The sequence below is a fragment of the Amycolatopsis palatopharyngis genome (genome assembly GCF_003385185.1).
GTDB classification, from domain to species: Bacteria; Actinomycetota; Actinomycetes; order Mycobacteriales; family Pseudonocardiaceae; genus Amycolatopsis; species Amycolatopsis palatopharyngis.
On record NZ_PQHZ01000047.1, the window covers coordinates 1 to 17,876 of the forward strand.

General features: G+C 65.7%; 19 protein-coding genes. 9 read left to right on the forward strand and 10 right to left on the reverse strand.

The genetic code is table 11. The features are described 5' to 3' along the window. The first annotated feature begins 455 nt into the window (after window positions 1–455). From D0C15_RS35615 to D0C15_RS34300, 5 genes are all read left to right on the forward strand, one after another. Window positions 456–845, forward strand: coding sequence for a LysR family transcriptional regulator (locus tag D0C15_RS35615; RefSeq protein WP_342768605.1), 390 nt, complete (start codon window positions 456–458; stop codon window positions 843–845). A 302-nt stretch (window positions 846–1,147) separates the two neighbouring features. Continuing rightward, a complete protein-coding gene (locus D0C15_RS26820; protein ID WP_116050839.1) occupies window positions 1,148–1,585 on the forward strand; it encodes a VOC family protein in 438 nt (145 codons plus the stop codon). 209 nt (window positions 1,586–1,794) lie between these two features. After that, window positions 1,795–2,115, forward strand: a complete 321-nt coding sequence (locus tag D0C15_RS26825) for an ArsR/SmtB family transcription factor (RefSeq protein WP_116050840.1) — start codon at window positions 1,795–1,797, stop codon at window positions 2,113–2,115. A 50-nt stretch (window positions 2,116–2,165) separates the two neighbouring features. After that, window positions 2,166–2,603, forward strand: a complete 438-nt coding sequence (locus D0C15_RS26830) for an SRPBCC family protein (protein ID WP_245976282.1) — start codon at window positions 2,166–2,168, stop codon at window positions 2,601–2,603. 165 nt (window positions 2,604–2,768) lie between these two features. Then, window positions 2,769–2,909, forward strand: a complete 141-nt coding sequence (locus D0C15_RS34300; RefSeq protein ID WP_162830267.1) for a hypothetical protein — start codon at window positions 2,769–2,771, stop codon at window positions 2,907–2,909. Between the two features lie 5 nt (window positions 2,910–2,914). On the opposite strand, the gene D0C15_RS26835 is transcribed toward D0C15_RS34300, so the two are convergent. Continuing rightward, window positions 2,915–3,880 carry an Lrp/AsnC family transcriptional regulator gene (locus tag D0C15_RS26835; RefSeq protein ID WP_245976284.1) on the reverse strand — a complete coding sequence of 322 codons (966 nt, stop codon included), beginning with the start codon at window positions 3,878–3,880 and terminating at the stop codon, window positions 2,915–2,917. A gap of 218 nt (window positions 3,881–4,098) precedes the next feature. Between D0C15_RS26835 and D0C15_RS26840 the strand changes: the two genes are divergently transcribed. Continuing rightward, window positions 4,099–5,664, forward strand: coding sequence for a peptide MFS transporter (locus tag D0C15_RS26840; RefSeq protein WP_116050844.1), 1,566 nt, complete (start codon window positions 4,099–4,101; stop codon window positions 5,662–5,664). A gap of 62 nt (window positions 5,665–5,726) precedes the next feature. Further along, complete coding sequence (locus D0C15_RS26845; RefSeq protein ID WP_116050921.1) at window positions 5,727–6,980, forward strand: metal-dependent hydrolase family protein; 1,254 nt, start codon at window positions 5,727–5,729, stop codon at window positions 6,978–6,980. 1,157 nt (window positions 6,981–8,137) lie between these two features. Here the strand turns inward: D0C15_RS26845 and D0C15_RS26850 are convergent. The 4 genes from D0C15_RS26850 to D0C15_RS26865 all read right to left on the reverse strand — a co-directional run bounded on the left by D0C15_RS26850 (window position 8,138) and on the right by D0C15_RS26865 (window position 11,661). After that, the gene (locus D0C15_RS26850) at window positions 8,138–8,632 is read right to left on the reverse strand and encodes an SRPBCC family protein (protein WP_116050846.1); all 495 of its coding nucleotides are present in this window, start codon (window positions 8,630–8,632) and stop codon (window positions 8,138–8,140) included. 117 nt (window positions 8,633–8,749) lie between these two features. Next, complete coding sequence (locus D0C15_RS26855) at window positions 8,750–9,967, reverse strand: RNA polymerase sigma factor (protein ID WP_116050922.1); 1,218 nt, start codon at window positions 9,965–9,967, stop codon at window positions 8,750–8,752. Next, on the reverse strand, window positions 9,964–10,299 hold the full coding sequence (locus D0C15_RS26860) for a YciI family protein (RefSeq protein WP_116050847.1): 336 nt from the start codon (window positions 10,297–10,299) through the stop codon (window positions 9,964–9,966). The genes D0C15_RS26855 and D0C15_RS26860 overlap by 4 nt, the downstream gene beginning before the upstream one ends. A gap of 165 nt (window positions 10,300–10,464) precedes the next feature. Next, a complete protein-coding gene (locus D0C15_RS26865; protein ID WP_116050849.1) occupies window positions 10,465–11,661 on the reverse strand; it encodes a PucR family transcriptional regulator in 1,197 nt (398 codons plus the stop codon). Between the two features lie 131 nt (window positions 11,662–11,792). Here D0C15_RS26865 and D0C15_RS26870 point away from each other — a divergent pair, with 131 nt between their 5' ends. Then, window positions 11,793–13,127, forward strand: a complete 1,335-nt coding sequence (locus D0C15_RS26870) for a serine hydroxymethyltransferase (RefSeq protein WP_116050851.1) — start codon at window positions 11,793–11,795, stop codon at window positions 13,125–13,127. Between the two features lie 88 nt (window positions 13,128–13,215). On the opposite strand, the gene D0C15_RS26875 is transcribed toward D0C15_RS26870, so the two are convergent. From D0C15_RS26875 to D0C15_RS26895, 5 genes are all read right to left on the reverse strand, one after another. Next, complete coding sequence (locus tag D0C15_RS26875) at window positions 13,216–13,836, reverse strand: dihydrofolate reductase family protein (RefSeq protein WP_116050853.1); 621 nt, start codon at window positions 13,834–13,836, stop codon at window positions 13,216–13,218. Further along, entirely contained in the window at window positions 13,836–14,342 is a 507-nt protein-coding gene (locus D0C15_RS26880; protein WP_116050855.1) for an SRPBCC family protein, read from the reverse strand. Before D0C15_RS26880 ends, D0C15_RS26875 begins: the two co-directional genes overlap by 1 nt. 3 nt (window positions 14,343–14,345) lie before the next feature. Then, the gene (locus D0C15_RS26885; RefSeq protein ID WP_116050924.1) at window positions 14,346–14,687 is read right to left on the reverse strand and encodes an ArsR/SmtB family transcription factor; all 342 of its coding nucleotides are present in this window, start codon (window positions 14,685–14,687) and stop codon (window positions 14,346–14,348) included. Between the two features lie 226 nt (window positions 14,688–14,913). Continuing rightward, the gene (locus D0C15_RS26890; RefSeq protein ID WP_116050857.1) at window positions 14,914–16,260 is read right to left on the reverse strand and encodes an NAD(P)/FAD-dependent oxidoreductase; all 1,347 of its coding nucleotides are present in this window, start codon (window positions 16,258–16,260) and stop codon (window positions 14,914–14,916) included. Between the two features lie 42 nt (window positions 16,261–16,302). Then, window positions 16,303–16,998: a transporter gene (locus D0C15_RS26895; protein ID WP_116050859.1), complete on the reverse strand. Its 696-nt coding sequence runs from the start codon at window positions 16,996–16,998 to the stop codon at window positions 16,303–16,305. Window positions 16,999–17,266: 268 nt separating this feature from the next. On the opposite strand from D0C15_RS26895, the gene D0C15_RS26900 reads away from it, so the two are divergent. Continuing rightward, window positions 17,267–17,875: a TetR/AcrR family transcriptional regulator gene (locus D0C15_RS26900; RefSeq protein WP_245976285.1), complete on the forward strand. Its 609-nt coding sequence runs from the start codon at window positions 17,267–17,269 to the stop codon at window positions 17,873–17,875. Window position 17,876: the final 1 nt, after the last annotated feature.

The following is a 17,876-nucleotide window of genomic DNA, read 5'->3' on the forward strand; positions in this document are numbered from 1 at the left end:
CACCGGCACTGTCCACCCAGGACCCTCAACTCGACCCGCCGACTCGCACACCACGAGCAGGAATTCGCCCGATCGGTGGGGCCCGATAGCGGTGCCGAACCGGGGCCAAATCACGATGCCACGGCCACTGCCTGGTACCGGCAAGACGACGGTGCCCGAAAGGTCTCCACAGACCTACGCGCCGCTCCGATTCGGATCGACGGCATCGACACCCGGCCGCTTCGCGCGTGCTGCCGTCGGCAAGTGAATACTGAGCAGGGCGCGGCAACCGAGATTTGCAGCGTGAGTTCGAGGAGATGGAGCAGATCCTGCGCGCCGCACTCACCGACGCGAAAAAACTGTTGTAGAACCTCCCAGACTGGGAACTCCCGCCGGTCGGGAGTGATCTACTGACGGAGGTGATTGTGGACGCCCGGCAGCTCGAATACTTCCTTGCTGTGGTCGACCACTACGGAATGCACAAGGCTGCGAACGCCCTGCACGTCGCCCAGCCTTCGCTTTCGCAGACGATCCGCGTTCTGGAGCGCGACCTCGGCACGGCGTTGTTTCATCGGTTCGGCAGGCGGCTTGTGCTCACCCAGGCGGGGCACGCGTTGATCGAGCCGGCGCGACAGATCGTACGCGGACTCGCCGCGATGCCCTCGCAGGCCATCGAGCCACTCGGCGCTACCGTTCCCGCCCGAACCGCTGCGCTGAATCGGGGTCCAGCTCACCAAAGCCTCGCTCGCCCGCGCGGACCGCCGCGACGGCCGTCGCAACCTCTGGCTCAAGGCCATGGATCGCGTCGGCTTCGGTTTCGACAGCTGATCGCGGTTGCTCGAGGTTCAATGATCGGCTCGCGCTGATTCCGGGAAACTCATCAAGGCGTTCCCACGGGCCAAGCCAGTCCGTCACGCCCCGACCGGCTCACCACCCACCAAGCCCATCTCGGAGTCCGCTACCTCATCTGGCAGGGCCAATACTGGTCAGCCGAGAATCTGGCCTGGACGCCCTACACCTCCAGCGCCTACAACTGCCCCAACCCCGCCAACCTCACCGGCTGCCAGTACGACCACGTGCACATCTCGATTTATTGAAACTGATCGAACGCATCGCAGCGGCTGGTAAATGTCGAGAGTTCGGATGCTGGTTCCTATAGGCTGACCAGATGGCTCTCAGGCTGGACAACGTCGGCATCGTCGTCGAGGACCTCGCGGTGGCTATCGAGTTCTTCCGCGAACTCGGCCTCGAGCTCGAAGGGCAAGCCATGGTGGAAGGGGAATGGGCAGGGCGCGTCACTGGCCTCGGCGATCAACGCGTCGAGATCGCCATGATGTCCACCCCGGACGGACACGGTCGGCTCGAACTCTCGCGTTTTCTCGCGCCCGAGGTGGTCGCCGATCACCGGAACGCCCCCGTGAACGCTCTGGGCTACCTTCGCGTCATGTTTGCGGTGGACGACGTCGACGAGACGCTCGCTCGGCTCCGCAAGCACGGTGCGGAGCTCGTCAGCAGTGAGGTTGTCCAGTACGAAGACGCAAATCGGCTCTGCTATGTCCGCGGGCCTGAAGGCATTCTCATCGGGCTCGCCCAAGAACTCCACTGAGCCTCAAGCCACCGTTCTTGCGGTGAAGGTGAGCCCGGGCAGCATGTCCTGGTAGATGCGTTCCGCTTCGTCTGGTCCAACCCCTTACCCAGGTGTCGGGGGTTCACAACCGTGGCGACCACATCCAACGACCACAACGCTCAGCCTGACTGATCCGGAGTCACCGTTCTGCTTGACAAGCGAACCGGGTAAGTAGAAACTTACCGTTAGTGGAAACTTACGAGCTTGATGGATGGGGAGTGCTCGGCGATCGCACTCGTCGCACGATCTTCGAGCGCATCGCCGAGCGCGCACAGACTGTCGGAGAGCTTGCCGCCACGATGCCGGTAAGCCGACCGGCTGTCTCCCAGCACGTAAAGGTGCTTAAGGATGCTGGACTAGTTGTGGACCAGCCCGTAGGTAACCGCCGTATCTACCGGGTCGACCCCGAGGGGCTGGCCGCATTCCGAGCACAGCTCGACAGCTTCTGGACAAAAACGTTGGCGGTCTACAAGCAGTCCGCCGACCAGGACGACACGGGAGAGACCTGATGACCACACAAACGGAACCGGCAACGGTCAAGACCCAGACCATCGTGGAGGTGTCGACCGAGCGCGCGTTCGCAGTCTTCACCGAGCGGCTTGGGGACTTCAAACCGCCCGAGCACAACATACTTGGCGTCGAACTGGCGGAAACGGTCTTCGAACCTCGTGTGGGCGGCCACATTTATGACCGAGCGATTGACGGCAGTGAGTGCCGCTGGGCGCGGGTGCTGGTCTACGAACCGCCACAGCGGCTCGTCTTCAGTTGGGATATTGGCCCGAACTGGCAGATCGAGTCCGATCCGGACCGAACCAGCGAGGTCGAGGTGCGCTTCATCGCCGAGACTCCGCAGCGCACCCGGGTTGAGCTGGAGCACCGGCACATCGACCGGCACGGAGACGGCTGGCAGAACATCAGTAGCGGCGTCGCTGATGAGGGCGGCTGGCCGCTGTACCTGCGCCGCTTCGCCGGACTATTCGACAAGCAGGCGCGATGATCAGACCGGCCTGGCAACACTAGATCGCCATGGCAGGCGGACGTTTCTCGTGTTTCAACCCCGCATCGTTCATGCCCCACAGTCCAGGTGCGAGGCGCATGTGGTCTGTCGTCTGCCGCGTCTTTCGTCTTTGCGTTTGTCGTTGGGCGATGCAGAGGTGAGTGGATGAGCTATAACAATCTGAAAGCCGCGCCGTATAGGGCATTATACACCTGGATACGCCGCGGCGTGGAGCTCAATCAGGTGTTGCGCGTGATGGGCGTGCGAATCGTCGTCACCGACGCACGTCCCCGCGCCACTGACTGAGCACGTCAGCGGCTCCGCTCCCCCGCACCGGCGATCGGCCGGGCCAGATCGTGCTCCTCCTTGATCGCACGCAGGTGTGCCCACGACTCGACAGTCCGAACGCCGGACAGGCCTCGGAGGTGCTCCAGTGTGGCGAACACGCCTTCCTGCGATCCGGCACGGATGGTGCCGATGCCGTTGCACCATCCGATGCCGGTGGCGAAGCAGTCCACCTCGTCCAGCTCGACCACCTTGCGCGCGACGGGTTCGGTCGCGCCGCTGAGGGTGAGTGCGAAACCGACCGTGTGCGTGCGGCTCAATGGATTGAGCCGCACGAGTGCACCGACATGCACCACCCTGGTCTCCAGCAGACGCAGCACCCGGGCGCGGGTCGCCCCGGGAGACAGGCCGCTCACGCTGGCGAGATCGGCGAACGACGCGCGGCCGTCAACCCGCAGATGCTCAAGCAGTGCGTGGTCGGACGGGTCGAGGTCGGCCTCCGTGAGTGCGTCACCGCTTTCCAGGGGGCCGGGAGGAAAGTACGGGTCCTTCCAGATCTGCAGATAGGTGATGGCCTGAACGGCGCGAACCCCGGCACTGGCCTGCACGCGGGCGAGCCCGTGGGAGAACGCCTCCATGTCCCTGGTCCGAAGCTCCGCGGTCACGGCGAAGCGGCCCGCGGTGGTGGTGACGAACGAGATCTCGTCGAGTTCCGCGACCCGCTCGGCGACCGGCCGTGCCGGACCTTCCGCCTCGATGATGACGTGCCCTAGTTGGTGGAGGCCGAGGGCCGCAGGATGGATGGCGCCGATCAGGCGGAGACCCCCGTCGTCGATCAGCCGTCGCACCCGGGCCTTCGTGGTCGACCGTGCGAGCCCGACCAGCTTGGCCAACGCCTCGTAGGAAGCGCGTCCGTCGCGTTGCAGCGCGCGCACGAGCTGCTCGTCGACGTCGTCCAGATCCACGCGCATCCCCTTCGTCTGAGCCTCCATCGGCGCCAACCTATCGCACACACAGACCGAACCACGGACGCTCGACGGCCAGCTCCCTCGCACGACATCATACGACTGATACGGCCGAGTTTGGGCGATTTCACCGCCGAATCGTCTCTTGTATGCCGCCTTACACAGTTGTATCGTCTGCGCTCATCGATACGGTCGCCCGCGTCATCGCGGGTCGCCGGTCCACAGGTCACCTCGGAGGTGTTGGCATGGGTCTGCGGAGAACGTCACCCGCATTGGGAAGTGCATCGGACCGGGCGTTCTTCGGGCACCCACGTGGTCTGGTGGGTCTGTTCTTCACCGAAGCGTGGGAGCGGTTCTCCTACTACGGCATGCGCGCGTTGTTGCTGTACTACATGTACGACCAGGTGAGCAACGGCGGCCTCGGCATTCCCGCCGACACGGCACGGTCGCTCGTCGCGGTCTACGGTTCGGCCACCTACATGGCTGCGATTCTCGGCGGCTGGGTCAGCGACCGCCTGCTCGGCGACCGGCGGGCGACGCTGCTGGGTGGCGTACTGCTCATGTTCGGGCACGGCTGTCTCGCCCTTCCCGCTGGGGCGGGAGCACTGTTCGCGTCGATGGTGCTCATCGCGACCGGCACCGGCCTGCTGAAGCCGACGATCTCCTCGTCCGTCGGGGACCTGTACGCCAAGAACGATCCGCGGCGGGATTCCGGCTTCAGCATCTACTACATGGGGATCAGCGTCGGCGCCGTGGCAGCACCGCTCGTCGTCGGCACGCTGGGCCAGACCTACGACTACCACCTCGGTTTCGGCCTCGCCGCCGTCGGCATGGGCCTTGGCCTCGTGGTCTATCTGTGGACGCAACGTCATCTCAGCACTGCGAGCAGCAGGCCGAAGAACCCGTTGCGGCTCAGCGAGGTCTCCCGGCCGAAGGCGGCCTGCCTCGCTGGTGCGATCACCTGTCTCATCGGGCTGGTCGCGGTGTTCGCCGCAACCGGAATCCTGACCGTCGGGGCCGTAGTGAACACCATCAGCGTGCTGGCGATCGCTCTACCTGTCGCCTACTTCACCGTCATGCTGCGCAGCCCGCGCACGACCTCCATCGAGCGTGCACGGGTACGGGGGTATATCCCGCTGTTCATCGCCGCGGTCTTCTTCTGGGTCATCCAGGAGCAGGGCGCGACCGTCATCGCGCAGTACGCCGATCAGAGCACCGATCTCGACGCGTTCGGCTTCGCCCTGCCCGCTTCGTGGTTCCAGTCGGTCGGGTCGTTCGTGCTGATCATCCTGACCCCGATGTTCGCCCTGATGTGGCTCAGGATGGACCGCTCGGCCCGGCCGCCTTCGACGGCACACAAGTTCAGTTTCGCGCTGGTGATCGCCGGCATGTCGTACCTCCTGCTCGTACTCCCCGCACTGCAGGGTGGCCTGAGCAGTCCACTGTGGCTGATCGGCAGCCTGGCACTGGTCACGATCGGCGAGATGTGCCTCTCCCCGATCGGGCTGTCCGCGACCGCGAGGCTGGCCCCCGCCGCGTTCGCCACCCAGACGATGGGGCTCTGGCTCGCGTCCGGGGCCGCAGGTCAGGGAATCGCGGCGCAGCTCGTCAAGTTCTACGACGCCGACTCGGCCGGCATCTACTTCGGCGCCATCGGAGCGGGAACGGTGGTCCTCGGCCTTGTCCTGCTCGCCTGCGGTCCGCTCATCCGGCGGCAGACCGCAACCGCGGACCGGGCAGCGGCTCGGCTGGCCGAAGAGGACGAGGCGGGCGGCCAGGTCACGACCGCTGCCGGCGCGCACCTCCGATGAGGACAGTGCCCACCCTGGATCTACCCGGAAAACTCAACCACCGGACGAACACGGAGACATCCTTGAAACGCACCGTATTTCGAAACGGAACGCTCTACGACGCGGTGTCCCGCACTGCCGACTCCGCCGACATCGCGGTGGAGGACGGCTGGATCGTCGACGTGGCAGCCGGTCTGGACGGCGACGAGGAGGTCGACTGCACCGGTTGCGGTGTCCTGCCCGGCCTGTTCGACTGCCACGTACACCTGACGATGAGCGGGACGGACCTCTTCGAAAGCACGCAGCAGCCGTTCTCCCTGCAGTTCTACGAGGGCGCACTGAACATGGCCAGAACACTGGCCTGCGGCATCACGACCGTCCGCGATGCGGCAGGTGCCGATCTCGGGATGCGGGTCGCACAGGAGCGCGGCATGATTCCGGGGCCCCGCATGCAGGTGTCGCTCAACATGCTCAGCCAGACAGGCGGCCACGGCGATCCTTGGTGGCCGTCCACCTGCGTCATGGATCTCCTGCCGGCGCACCCTGGCCGGCCGCCGGTCGTCGTCGACGGCCCGGAAGAGATCCGGCGCAAGATCAGGGAACTGGTCCGTGCGGGCGCCGACGTCATCAAAGTCGCGACCAGTGGTGGTCTCGTATCCAGTGGAGCCGGGCCGAAGATCCCCCACTTCCGTGACGACGAGATCTCGATGATGGTCCGCGAGGCGGAGGCCGCCGGCCTGCACGTAATGGCGCACGCTCACGGCGAGGGCGCGAAGGCGGCGGTGCGCAACGGTGCGCGTTCCATCGAACACGGTAATCACCTCGATGACGAGACATTGGAGCTGATGGCCCAACGTGGCGCGTGGCTCGTCCCGACGCTCAGCGCGGGCGTGGGCCTGCGCGAGTCCATCGAATCGGGAGTTCCGTACCCGAGCCACATCCTGGCGAAGGTCGAGGAGTCCCACGGCGACCAGACCGTCCGGCGGGCGGTTGAGGCAGGCGTACGGATCGCCATGGGCACAGATGCCCCCTTGTATCCCCACGGCCAGAACCTCCTGGAACTCGAACTGCTCGTGGAACGGGGCCTCAGCCCGGCCGATGCACTGCATTCCGCCACCCTGTCGGCGGCCGAACTGATGGGCCTGGACCGCACCCTCGGCTCGCTCCAGCCCGGCAAGCGCGCGGACATCGTCGTGATCGAGGGCAACCCACTGGACGTCAAGAACCTCGGCGAGCGAATCCGTGCCGTGTATCAGGACGGACGCGTCGTGCCCAATGGCGGCTCACCCGGCACGTCCGTCCTATCGGGATCGTCCACGATCCCCGCACGACACTAGTGCCTCGGCAGATAATGCTGGCCGGGCGACCTCCCTTTGGGATGTGGTGAGGTAGCGTCATCGGGCGCGAACCGCTTAGATCCCGCTGGCGGAGGTGCGTTCGGCTGCGCGAGTGCTCTTCGCAAAGCGACGGCGGCCGAGCACAAGGGTTCTCTTACTGTCTACCGTTTGCGGTCTTCGGCCGTTCCTGGGATGACCTCGACGATCTCGTTGATGACGGCGACGTTGTCGCTCACCCGACAGTGCGACTGAGTTGGTGTCGTGAGCGGATCACCTGCTCCGCCAGACATGCGGAGTCGGTCTCCGGGCCTCGCGAAAAGGCGCCGCGATTGGTCCATTAGGCCGAGCGGTTCCCGCTGGACTGTCACACCTGGAATTTGCCAGCGCACCGAGATTCGTTGCACATTGCCTGGCTCTCCGTCTTCTAACCAAAGACAACCGGTCTCGGGATCACCGCCTAAACGCGACACAATAAGCGCCTGCATTCCTACATCCATCGGGGAACTCCTGACTGCGGTCGGTTCTGATCGTGTCGTCGGTTGACGCGAAGTCTCATCGCCCTCGGCCCAGAGTCGCCGGGTCCGCTAGCCCAACCCGCGCATGCGATGGGGAGCAAGCACGGGCCGAGCGTCAACAGAGCGGCGATACGAACCCAGCCCAATCTCCGGCACAGCGTGGCTTGTGCGCGCTGCAGACCGACCAGATTCATTAGCATCCTTCACCACGCGGACAGATGTACAAGCTTGCCCTGGCGTACCTAGGTGATTATTAGTGTCCGACCCTTCGCCGGCAAGGGCTCCGGATCACCGTCGGTATCCGCGAGGAGAACGACCAACTCCGAACATTCGTCGCGCGGCAGTGTGGAAGCGACTGAAGGACGCTCGTGGGGTGGCTGGGCGGTGGCCAGCGGTCGTCGTCAACGCTGGCAGTGCGATCGTGCTGTCCGTCGATTCACCGAATCCCATTTCAGTGGGTACCCATGAATGTGCTAGCGACGATCACAAGATCGTGGTGGGCTACTGCCGCAATCGAGGTCGGGTGGGAACGGCCGCTGCATCAAAGCGGCGTCGCCTCGGGCCTGGCTGTGACGAGTAACCACATTGTCGTTCACGAACGCAACACTAGGCCTGTCAGCCTTGACCCGACCCGCCGCCGGATCAGTGGTGGTAGCTCGGCATGGGCTGGCCGACGCCGGTGGTGATCAGCTGCGGCAGGCTCTTGGCGATATAGAAGGTCCAGCCGGCCGAGCACGCTTCGAAGCAGGCGGATTCTGCCGAGGTGAGACCCTCATGTGTGAAATGCACCGTCGTGCCCTGATCCGTGACCCCGATGTCGAAGACGACGGTGGTGCCAGTCCACTCGTCGGGGTCGTCGACGAAGGTGAGCAGGGAGTCCACGCAGTGCCAGACCATCCGCCTGCCTGGCACGACCTCGGTGAGCTGGAACCGGGCGAACCGAATGCCCTTCTTGGCTCGGGCGGTTTCACCGGCATATTCGCAGTCGTCGGTGAAGACGAACTCATCGTGCAGGGCGGCCGAATGGCCGATGAGGTTCTCGCTCCACCATCCACGCACGTCGGTGACGGCCTCGAAGACCTCCTCCGGCGTCCGGTCAACGGTCATGGTGGCGGTCAGGTACTCGGTGTTCGACATGGGTTCTCACTTCTCTCCGTTCGGCGGATTTTGCCCACCGACGAAGGAGAACGCCCAGGATCGACATCGACCCTGAAGAATTTTGAGAAAGACCTACGACAGACGTGACGACGGTGGTCAGAGGCTGGAAAGACGTGCCTTCAGGTAACGACGCTCGGCGTCGGTCGGCGCCAGCTCCAGCGCCTCCTCGTAAGCCGTGGCTGCCTCGGTGAAGCGGCCATCCCTGCGGAGGAGATCGGCCCTGGTGGCAGGCAGGAGATAGTAGCCGTCGAGTCTGCCGGACTCGGCGAGTTCGTCGACGAGCGCGAGCCCCGTGGAGACGCCCTCGGCCATCGCTATCGCCACGGCGCGATTGAGGTCCACGACGGGAGACGGCGCCAGCCGCGCGAGCTCGGCATAAAGTGCGGCGATCTGGGGCCAGTCGGTGGCATCCGCATCCGCAGTGGTGGTGTGACAGGCGGCTATCGCGGCCTGCACCTGGTACGGCCCGAAGCGCCGCATGGCGAGCGCTTCGTCGAGAGTCGCGACACCCTCGGCGATCAGCGCTTGATCCCACCGGGACCGGTCCTGGTTTTCCAGCGTGACCAGGACGCCGTCGACGGTGCGACTCGCGCGACGGGCCTCCAGCAGCAACATCAACGCCAGCAGGCCGCGCACCTCGGGCTCGCCGGGCATCAGCCGGACGAGCGTCCGCGCCAGGTGGATCCCCTCCGCGGCCAGCGCCCTGCGCCCGTCCTGCTCGTCGTAGCCCTCGTTGAAGATCAGGTACAGCACCGCGAGGACAGCGGTCAGCCGCTGCGGCAGGAGCTCCGTGGGCGGAACCCGATACGGGATCCCTGCCTCGACGATCTTGCGCTTGGCACGCACCAGGCGTTGCGCCATCGTCGGCTCGGCGGTCAGGAACGCCTTGGCGATCTCATCCGTGCTCAATCCCGCCAGCGTGCGCAACGTGAGGGCGACGCGGGCCTGGAACGGCAGCGCGGGATGACAACACGTGAAGATCAGCCGCAGCCGCTCGTCCGGAATCTCCTCCGACGCGGGCTCGATCGGCACCCGCTCCAGCACAGCGAGCTGCCGCACCTTCGCCGCGCCCTTCGTGTCCCGCCGCAGCTGGTCGAGCGCCCGGTGCCGGGCCGCGGTGGTGAGCCACGCACCCGGACGGGACGGAACGCCGTCGCGCGTCCACGTCGCCAACGCGGCGGCGAACGCCTCCTGCGCGCAGTCCTCAGCCAGGTCCCAGTTCCCGGTCAGCCCGATCAGCGTGGCGACCACCTGGCCCCACTCGTCCCGGTAAGCCGCGTCGACCGCGGCAAGAACCGTTTCCGGCGCGGTCACTCCCATACGGGACGGACCTCGATACAACCCCGGCTCGCGTAGGGGTGCAGCGCCGCGAGCGCGAGGGCGTCGTCGAGATCGGCACACTCGACAATGTCGATTCCGCCGACGAAGTCCTTCGTCTCCGCGAACGGGCCATCGGACACCATCGTCTCGCCGTCCCGGACGCGGACCGTCGTCGCGGCCGCCACCGGCCGCAGCCGCGCGCCGCCGAGGCTGCCTCCCCGCCGGTCCACCTCCGCGTCGTACGCCTGGAACGCCGGGTCCGCCCTTATCTCCTCCATGGACGGCGACGTCTGCTCGTCGTCACAGATCAGGAACACGTACTTCATGGCTCACATGATGCCCGAACCAGCAAGTCCCTTTCGGATACAGAAACGCGGCGTGGCTCCGCCCCTGACACACACCGATCCACGATGCATGCAAGGAATCCGCATCCGGACGTGAATCGTTCCGGCGCCGCACTGTCGGTCTCGAGGACGGCGGGAGCGCTGAGGCTAGTTGAGGGTCCGCCGGGCGACTCGGCGGAGTTTCAGCGCAGTATGCAGCTCCAACCGGATCATCCCGTCAGAAAGGTCGGCCTGGAGCAGACGGGAAAGGCGGTCCAGGCGGTAGTAGAGGCTGCTGCGGTGCAGGGACAGCCGAGCTGCGACTTTCTGCACGTCGCCTGCCAGGTCCAAGTACGTTTCCAAGGTCGTCAGCAGCATCGGCGCCGACGGGCCGGCCTCGTCGACCGGTTTGAGTACGTCGCCGATGCGGTCCCGGGTGTCGAACAGCATCCGGTAGATGCCGATCTCGCTCCACCACGCACGCCGGTCCAGCTTGGGGTCCAGCACCGCCAGTTCGGCCGCGGTGAGCGCCTGCGTACGGGCATCGCGGGCCGAGCGCGGACCGAGCGAGATCCCGTCGCTGATCCCGATCGTGAACCGGGTTCCATCGACGAGGCATCGGGACACCACAAGATCGATCTCGTCCAGTGTCTGCCGAAGATTTTCGCCGCAGTCTCCCTGATGTACCGCCAGCAGCGCGTACTTTCGGGACACAAAGGCCCCGACCAAGCCATCAAGGCGTCGGAGGTCTGCGCTCAACGAGCCGTTCAGTGTGCTGAACTCCGTGGGGCGCAACGGCCGGACCGCACCGTCGTTGTCCGAGACGACGATCGCGACTACCCGAACCACCCTGTCCACGATGCCCGGCACCGAGACCACGATCTGGTCGTAGGCCTCGACCTGGCCGTCCTCCAAGAGTCGCCGGACCAGCCGGTCGAGGTCCGGGCCAGGAGGCCTGGGCCGGACCTCGACGTCGGTCGCCCCCCTGAGGAGTCCTGCCAGTGTGTCGGCGCCACGCAGCAGCGCCGCCCGCTCGTCGGATCCGAGTCCATCACGGGTGCCAACCATCCACAGATAGCCGAGCGTGCGACCGTTGCGACGCAGGGGCACGCAGAGGCGTGCGGACATGCCGATCCCGGGATTCGCCGGCAGCGCGAACGGCTCGCTTGCCGCATGCCGCAGCTCCCACTCGCGGACCTCGGGGGCAACGTGTCGCGTCAGGATCGAGGAGATCCGTACCTGGTCGGCGTCGTCACGCTGCGCACTGTAGGCCAGCAGGTCGCCGCTGACGCTATCGATGGTCAACCCGCGCCGCAGCTCCACCGCCAGGGCGTCGAGCTGCTCCTGAAGCTGCTGTTCCGACACGGCCCTCCCCTTCGCGTTCTCCTACAAGTGTAGGAAAGACCGCTCACAAGTCCGGGCGTTCTGCGGGTGTTCCGGCAACCAGCCGATACCTACGGTTAGCGAAAGCACTGGCCAGGAGAGGAGAACCGGACATGACCGCACTCGTCCACCGCCCGTGGGTGCCCGAGCACGCCGAGAACCGGGTCCGCACTGTTGCCGGTGCCGCCGCGGCCATGACACCGGCCAGTCTGCTGGCCGAACTCGACCGGCTGGCCGAGGAGAACAGACGCATCCACGATGTCGAGTCGGTCAACCTCAATCCGGCCACCAATGTCATGAACCCTCGGGCCGAGGCGATGCTGTCGGCGAACCTGAGCTCGCGCCCATCGCTGGGTTACCCCGGAGACAAGTACGAGATGGGCCTCGAAGCGATCGAGCAGATCGAGGTCATCGCCGCCGAACTCGTTGCCGAGGTCTTCGGCGCCCGCTACGCCGAGATCCGCGTGGCTTCCGGTGCACTCGCCAACCTGTACGCATTCATGGCCACCTGCGAACCGGGCGACACGATCATCGCGCCGCCCGCCGCCATCGGTGGCCACGTCACCCACCACGCCGGCGGTTCAGCCGGGATGTACCGGCTGAACACCGTCCCCGCACCGGTCTCGCCCGACGGGTACACCGTCGATATCGGGACGCTACGCACCCTGGCGCACGAGGTGCGGCCGAAGCTCATCACCATCGGCTCCAGCCTGAACCTGTACGCGCATCCGGTCGGATCGATCCGCGAAATCGCCGACGAGGTCGGAGCCCGGGTCCTCTTCGACGCCGCCCACCTGTGCGGACTGATCGCCGGCAAGGCTTGGCAGCAACCCCTGGCCGAGGGTGCCGACCTGATCAGCTTCAGCACCTACAAGAGCCTCGGTGGCCCGGCCGGCGGTGCGATCGTCACCAACGACCCGGAGCTCGCCGAGCGCATCGACAGAATCGCGTTCCCCGGTCTGACCGCGAATTTCGACGCGGCCAAGGCTGCCGCACTCGCCGTCACGATGCTCGATTGGCAGGTCGCGGGTGAGGCGTACGCGGCCGCGATGGTGGAAACCGCCGCCCGGCTCGCCGCCGAACTGGAGGCGGTAGGGCTACCCCTGTTCGCAGGCGCCCACGGCGCGACCCGCTCGCACCAGTTCGCAATCCGCGCGTACCAGTGGGGCGGCGGCCAGGCCGCCGCGAAGCACCTTCGCAAAGCGAACCTGCTCGCCTGTGGGATCGGTTTACCGGAGAGCCCGATCGAGGGTGATGTCAACGGCCTGCGGATGGGGACGCCCGAGCTCGTCCGGCTCGGTATGAAACCCGGTGACATGGCCGACCTGGCCCAACTGATCGCCCGCGGTCTGGACCGCGATGGCGATCCTACGACGGTCGCACCGGACGTCGCTGTCTGGCGCAAACAGTTCTCCGGCGTGCACTACACGGCGGACCAGCCAGACTGACCGGCCGGGCGAGCGGCCCAACCCTCGACCTCCGAAGGTTCGAGCGTCCACCGGGCAGGATGAGTGTTCTTTCTCGTGACCCGTGCGCCTACCGCTCCAGGACCGCGTAGGTCAGGTGGGTCACCCGCTGCGTCGGTTCCGCGCGGACGGGCTCCAGGGCCACGCGGCCCGCGTCCACGCCCTCGAACAGGCGGATTCCCGAACCGAAGAGCACGGGTGAGAGAGCGATCGAGAACTCGTCGATCAGCCCGGCGTTCAAGTACTCCAGGATCGTCGCGCCACCGCCTGCGATGCGGACGTCTCGGTCGCCAGCGGCCTCGCGGGCCTGGTCGAGCGCCGCCTGGATGCCGTCGTTGACGAAGTGGAACGTGGTTCCGCCCGGCCGCTCCCAGGGGTCACGTTTCTCGTGCGTCACGACGAAGACCGGCGTGTGGAACGGCGCCTCCTCGGGCCATGCGTGCTCGCCGGCGTCGAACATTCGCTTGCCCATGACGCTCGCGCCGGTGCGCAGATGCGTCTCCCGCACGATGTCGTTGTCGCGCCCTTCCTCGCCCCCCTCGCCGAGTTTGAGATTCTCCCGCATGAACCGCGTCGGGAAGATCCACTGCTGCAGTTCCATCCACTGCGGCCCCATCAAGTCCTTTGGGGACTCGGGTGCGATGAAACCGTCCAGCGACATCGAAACGCTGAAGAACACCTTCCCGGCCATCAGCCCTCAGCCCCTTTCCCGGCGTTCTCCGTGAGGTAGGTAGCCAGATTGCTCAGGGTCTGCCGGCCACCCTCGATCGCGTGGTACTTCTCGACCGCCTCGTCACGCAGCTCCTTGGAGGGGAACACCGTGCGCATCTCGATCCGGGTCGCCGCTCCGTCGGGCTCGAACGTGAGGACAGACTCGAAGGCGTTCGGGTCGCCCCGGTACTCACCGTGCAGTAGCGCGATCGCCGCCGGCGGTTCGATCTCGGTCCAGGTGATCCATTCCTGGTAGTCCGTCCCGTCCGGACCGTGCATCACGAAGTCCCATTCCCCGCCGACCCGGAACTCGAAAGACCGCGTGGTGGTGGTGAACCCCTCCGGCCCCCACCACCGCGACAGGTGCCGCACCTCGGTGAACGCCTCGAACACCAGCTCCCGTGGGGCGTCGATGACCCGCGAGATCGCAACCTCGCGGTCCGCCGTCGCGGACTGAGCCGGTGCTCCTCGTCCCGTCGCGCTCATCAGCTACTCCTTATGCCTTGCCTGCTTGAGGTCCTGCACGTACTCGTCCAGCCGGTCGAAGCTCTCGTTCCAGAACCGCTCGAACCCGCCGGTCCACTCGTGAATCGGTCGCAACCCGCGGGCGTCCAGGCCGTACAGGCGCAGCTTGCCTGCCTTGCGGTCCCGCACCAGCCCGACCTCCCGGAGCACCCGCAGGTGTTTGGACGCCCCCGGCTGGGACATCCCCAGTTCCCGGGACAACTCGGTCACCGGCCGCTCCCCCGCCCGCAACAGCACCAGGATCTCCCGGCGCTGCGGCTCGGCGATCGCGTTGAAGACGTCCGAGGTCGTCGCTGCTCGTGCCATGGCAGCGATCATATGCCCATATCGGCATGCGTCAAGTCGAGACGATCGGGCGGGCCTTTTCGAATGAGGATCGTGGCCCTTGTCCCTGAAGTGCCGGTAAAGCCACGGCTGCTGCGAGCATTCGTGGTGCGGTGTTGTCATTCAGCGATCCCAGCGCCCGCACCCTCGAGCGCCGATTACCCAGCGAGGACTGGTGCCATGGCCCACCCGCAGCCTCGGAACCCGTTCAGGGCACCGGCGCTGCGCCTCGCCGGGCATTGCGGCGGCTTCCGTTGACGAAATCGTTGAAGCGGTCGACAGCCCAGATTGTGCGAAGCCCCAGCCGGCCCATCATCATCGGGCGTGGGAACTTCGGCTTTTTCATCCACAGTCCCTCCAAGTCCTCGTGTCGTTCACCGTCAACGAGAAGATCGGCGATGAGGGACCCGACGTAGGGCGCCTGGGCCAGGCCGTGGCCGTTGCAGGCGATCGAGTAGAAGAGGTTGTCGTCGATCTGCCCGGCGAGCGGAAGCCAGGACGAGGTGATCGCGATCCATCCGCCCCACGCACGATCGATCGCGACGTCGGACAGGGCCGGAAACCGCGTCGCGAAGGCTGCCGCGAGTTCTTCGACGAGTGCTGGGTCCGGCTCCCTCCGCGGGAGCGGATAGGTCCTGCCGCGCTCGAGCCGCCGGACGCCGAAAACGATGGTGCCACGCGATGTCAGGCGGTAGTTCTCCATGATGTTGTGCTGGGTGACGAGTCCCGACCTACTGGTCCACCCCAGCGCCGCCAGCCGGGCGGGATCGATCGGCTCTGTCTCCACCTCGATGACCCAGATGGGCACGGAGAGCCGCGGCGGAGTGACCTCCCATTCTCCCGCGTACGCGTTCGTCGCCAGAACCACTTTGTTCGCCCGCACCTCCCCCTGAGGAGTTGTGATGGCTACCTGACCCCGGCCATGCCTGATGTCGGTGACCTTCGTCTGCTCGAATACTCGCGCGGGCGTGCAGAGAAGCGCTTGGCGCACTCCCGAGGTGAATCTGCCGGGATTCATGATTCCCCCGACAGTCTCGCGCATTCCGCCGAGGAACCCGCGGGGTATTCCGAGTTCTTCGCTCGTGCCCAGTTCCACGTGGCCGCCCGCGCGCTGAAGGATCTTGACCACCCGGCGCACTCGGCCCATCTGTCCACGAGACACCGCCGCGAAGACGTTGCCCGTCTGTTCGTAGTCGCAGTCGATGTCGTGCTTCTTGATGAGGTCCTCGACGTGGTACGCGGCGTGCTCGGCAAGCCGGATCATGCCCGGCATCTTCTTGCGGAAGAACAGGTTGAGGAGCTGGATGTCCCCGCCCGGAGCACCCGCCAGTTGCCCGGCGTTGCGGGAGCTGGAGCCGTGTCCGCAGAACTCCGCCTCCAGCAGCACCACGTCCTGACCGCGTTCGGCCAGCCGTAGCGCCGTCGACATGCCGCCGAGGCCGCCGCCGACGACCGCGACCTCGCAGGTGAGGTCGCCGGCCAGGGCGGGCAGGACGTCGGGGGGCGGATCGACCCAGCCGCTGAAGGAGGTGTACTCGACGTTGCCGGTCCTCATCTGTTTACTCCTCGCGAACATGCTTGTTCCTTGGTTCGTTGTTCAGGTCCGAGCAACGCTGTGTTCGTCCGAGGCCGATTCCGCACCCCTCGCCACGTTGTGGTTGTGCAGAGCGCGGTAGGCGAGGAAGTACACGAACATCTGGAATCCCCACGTGGCCAGCGCGGCGCTGTAGAAAAGCGTTCGGTGCGCATCGTCGCCGGGAATCGGGAAGAAGTCGTACGTGATCGCGATAACGGATCCCGCGATGGTGACCAGCCCCGCGGCTATGGCCAGACCTGTGGCGCCGATGCGCCAGAGCCGCCACGAGAAGTAGGCGAGGAAGATCGTCGTGAGCACGTTGACCACGACGTAGAACGTCGCCGGACCGAGGTGAAGCTGGTCGGCGCGGAACTGCTGGAGGTACAGCCCGGCGGCGGCAGCCAGCGCGAACACACCGACGTCGACCGCGACGGTCGGCTTGTACCGGTGCGTCACGCGCATCAGGCCCATGACGAGAATGAGCGTGATGCCGACGGATCGCGAGAAGGCGTCGAAGAAGTACGCGACGTTGTAGAGGAAGCCATCCTCGTCTCCGCCCAGAAGGGCCCAGAGGAGGAAGTTCGAACCCGACGTGGCGACGATCATCCATTCCAGACCGAGCAGGTAGTTCTTGTAGCGTCGGATGAACTTCCATCCGAAGTAGAAGCCGGCGAAGATCATCCAGAGATCGGCCAGCATGAAGAGCAGGTCCTTCATGTCCTTGATTCCTTCAGGTCATGCCTTCGTCTCTGCGCTGAAGGCGTCACGGCGGATCCGTTCCTTCGAAACCGGCTGATCAACCCTGGTGGCCACCGCGCCGATTCGTGATCCGGCTCATACCCTAACTCTTACTTAGTCATCCGATCAAGGCGTTTGACTAAGAACATGGAGTGTCGAGCTTCTTGACCGTCGACCTCCGGGTCCACTGCTAAGCTGGGCCTTGACTTAATCAAGCGTCCAACTGCGTATGCATCGGGAGGATCTCGTGCCACGGATCTCCGCCGCCCAGCGGCGTAGTGACTTCATCAAGGCCGCCGTGGAGGTCATCGCGATCTACGGCATCGACGGCGCGACAACCCGACGAATCGCCGAGCAGGCACAGGCGAACCTGGCGATGCTGCACTACTGCTACGACTCCAAAGAGGATCTCTTCGCCGATGTCTACGAGTACGTCGCCAGCAGGTACCGCGACGTCACCGAAGCCAGCGATCCGCACGCCACCCTGGCGGACACAGCACGTCAACTCCTGCGCGCTGCCATGGAGTGCTACCTCGAGTCACCCAGCTTCACCGCCGCAACGCTGGAACTCATGAGCTGGGCACGGCGTCAGCACGGAGACCGCGGGATCGCGGTGTACGACCAAGCCCTCGAGTCGATGCGCGCGGTGCTTCGCGGTGCCGGCTCAGACCACCCGGTCGAACCAGAAACCATCGACCAGATCGCCTATGTCATCGCCACCTTGGCCGACGGTTTCGCCATGAACTGGTTCACCTACGGGGATCGGTCCGCCGCTACGAAGCAGATGGAAACCGTCGTCTCAGTACTCGACAGCTGGCTCGCGGTTCGGATCGGATCCACGCCCGCCACTGTGTGAT

What these genes read in the sequence shown, in the direction of transcription:
- D0C15_RS35615 (WP_342768605.1), top strand. Translation starts at nt 456, where the DNA reads ATGCACAAGGCTGCGAACGCCCTGCACGTCGCCCAGCCTTCGCTTTCG.
- D0C15_RS26820 (WP_116050839.1), top strand. Translation starts at nt 1,148, where the DNA reads ATGGCTCTCAGGCTGGACAACGTCGGCATCGTCGTCGAGGACCTCGCG.
- D0C15_RS34300 (WP_162830267.1), top strand. Translation starts at nt 2,769, where the DNA reads ATGAGCTATAACAATCTGAAAGCCGCGCCGTATAGGGCATTATACACC.
- D0C15_RS26835 (WP_245976284.1), bottom strand. Translation starts at nt 3,880, where the DNA reads ATGGAGGCTCAGACGAAGGGGATGCGCGTGGATCTGGACGACGTCGAC.
- D0C15_RS26840 (WP_116050844.1), top strand. Translation starts at nt 4,099, where the DNA reads ATGGGTCTGCGGAGAACGTCACCCGCATTGGGAAGTGCATCGGACCGG.
- D0C15_RS26850 (WP_116050846.1), bottom strand. Translation starts at nt 8,632, where the DNA reads ATGTCGAACACCGAGTACCTGACCGCCACCATGACCGTTGACCGGACG.
- D0C15_RS26860 (WP_116050847.1), bottom strand. Translation starts at nt 10,299, where the DNA reads ATGAAGTACGTGTTCCTGATCTGTGACGACGAGCAGACGTCGCCGTCC.
- D0C15_RS26870 (WP_116050851.1), top strand. Translation starts at nt 11,793, where the DNA reads ATGACCGCACTCGTCCACCGCCCGTGGGTGCCCGAGCACGCCGAGAAC.
- D0C15_RS26875 (WP_116050853.1), bottom strand. Translation starts at nt 13,836, where the DNA reads ATGGCCGGGAAGGTGTTCTTCAGCGTTTCGATGTCGCTGGACGGTTTC.
- D0C15_RS26880 (WP_116050855.1), bottom strand. Translation starts at nt 14,342, where the DNA reads ATGAGCGCGACGGGACGAGGAGCACCGGCTCAGTCCGCGACGGCGGAC.
- D0C15_RS26885 (WP_116050924.1), bottom strand. Translation starts at nt 14,687, where the DNA reads ATGGCACGAGCAGCGACGACCTCGGACGTCTTCAACGCGATCGCCGAG.
- D0C15_RS26890 (WP_116050857.1), bottom strand. Translation starts at nt 16,260, where the DNA reads ATGAGGACCGGCAACGTCGAGTACACCTCCTTCAGCGGCTGGGTCGAT.
- D0C15_RS26895 (WP_116050859.1), bottom strand. Translation starts at nt 16,998, where the DNA reads ATGAAGGACCTGCTCTTCATGCTGGCCGATCTCTGGATGATCTTCGCC.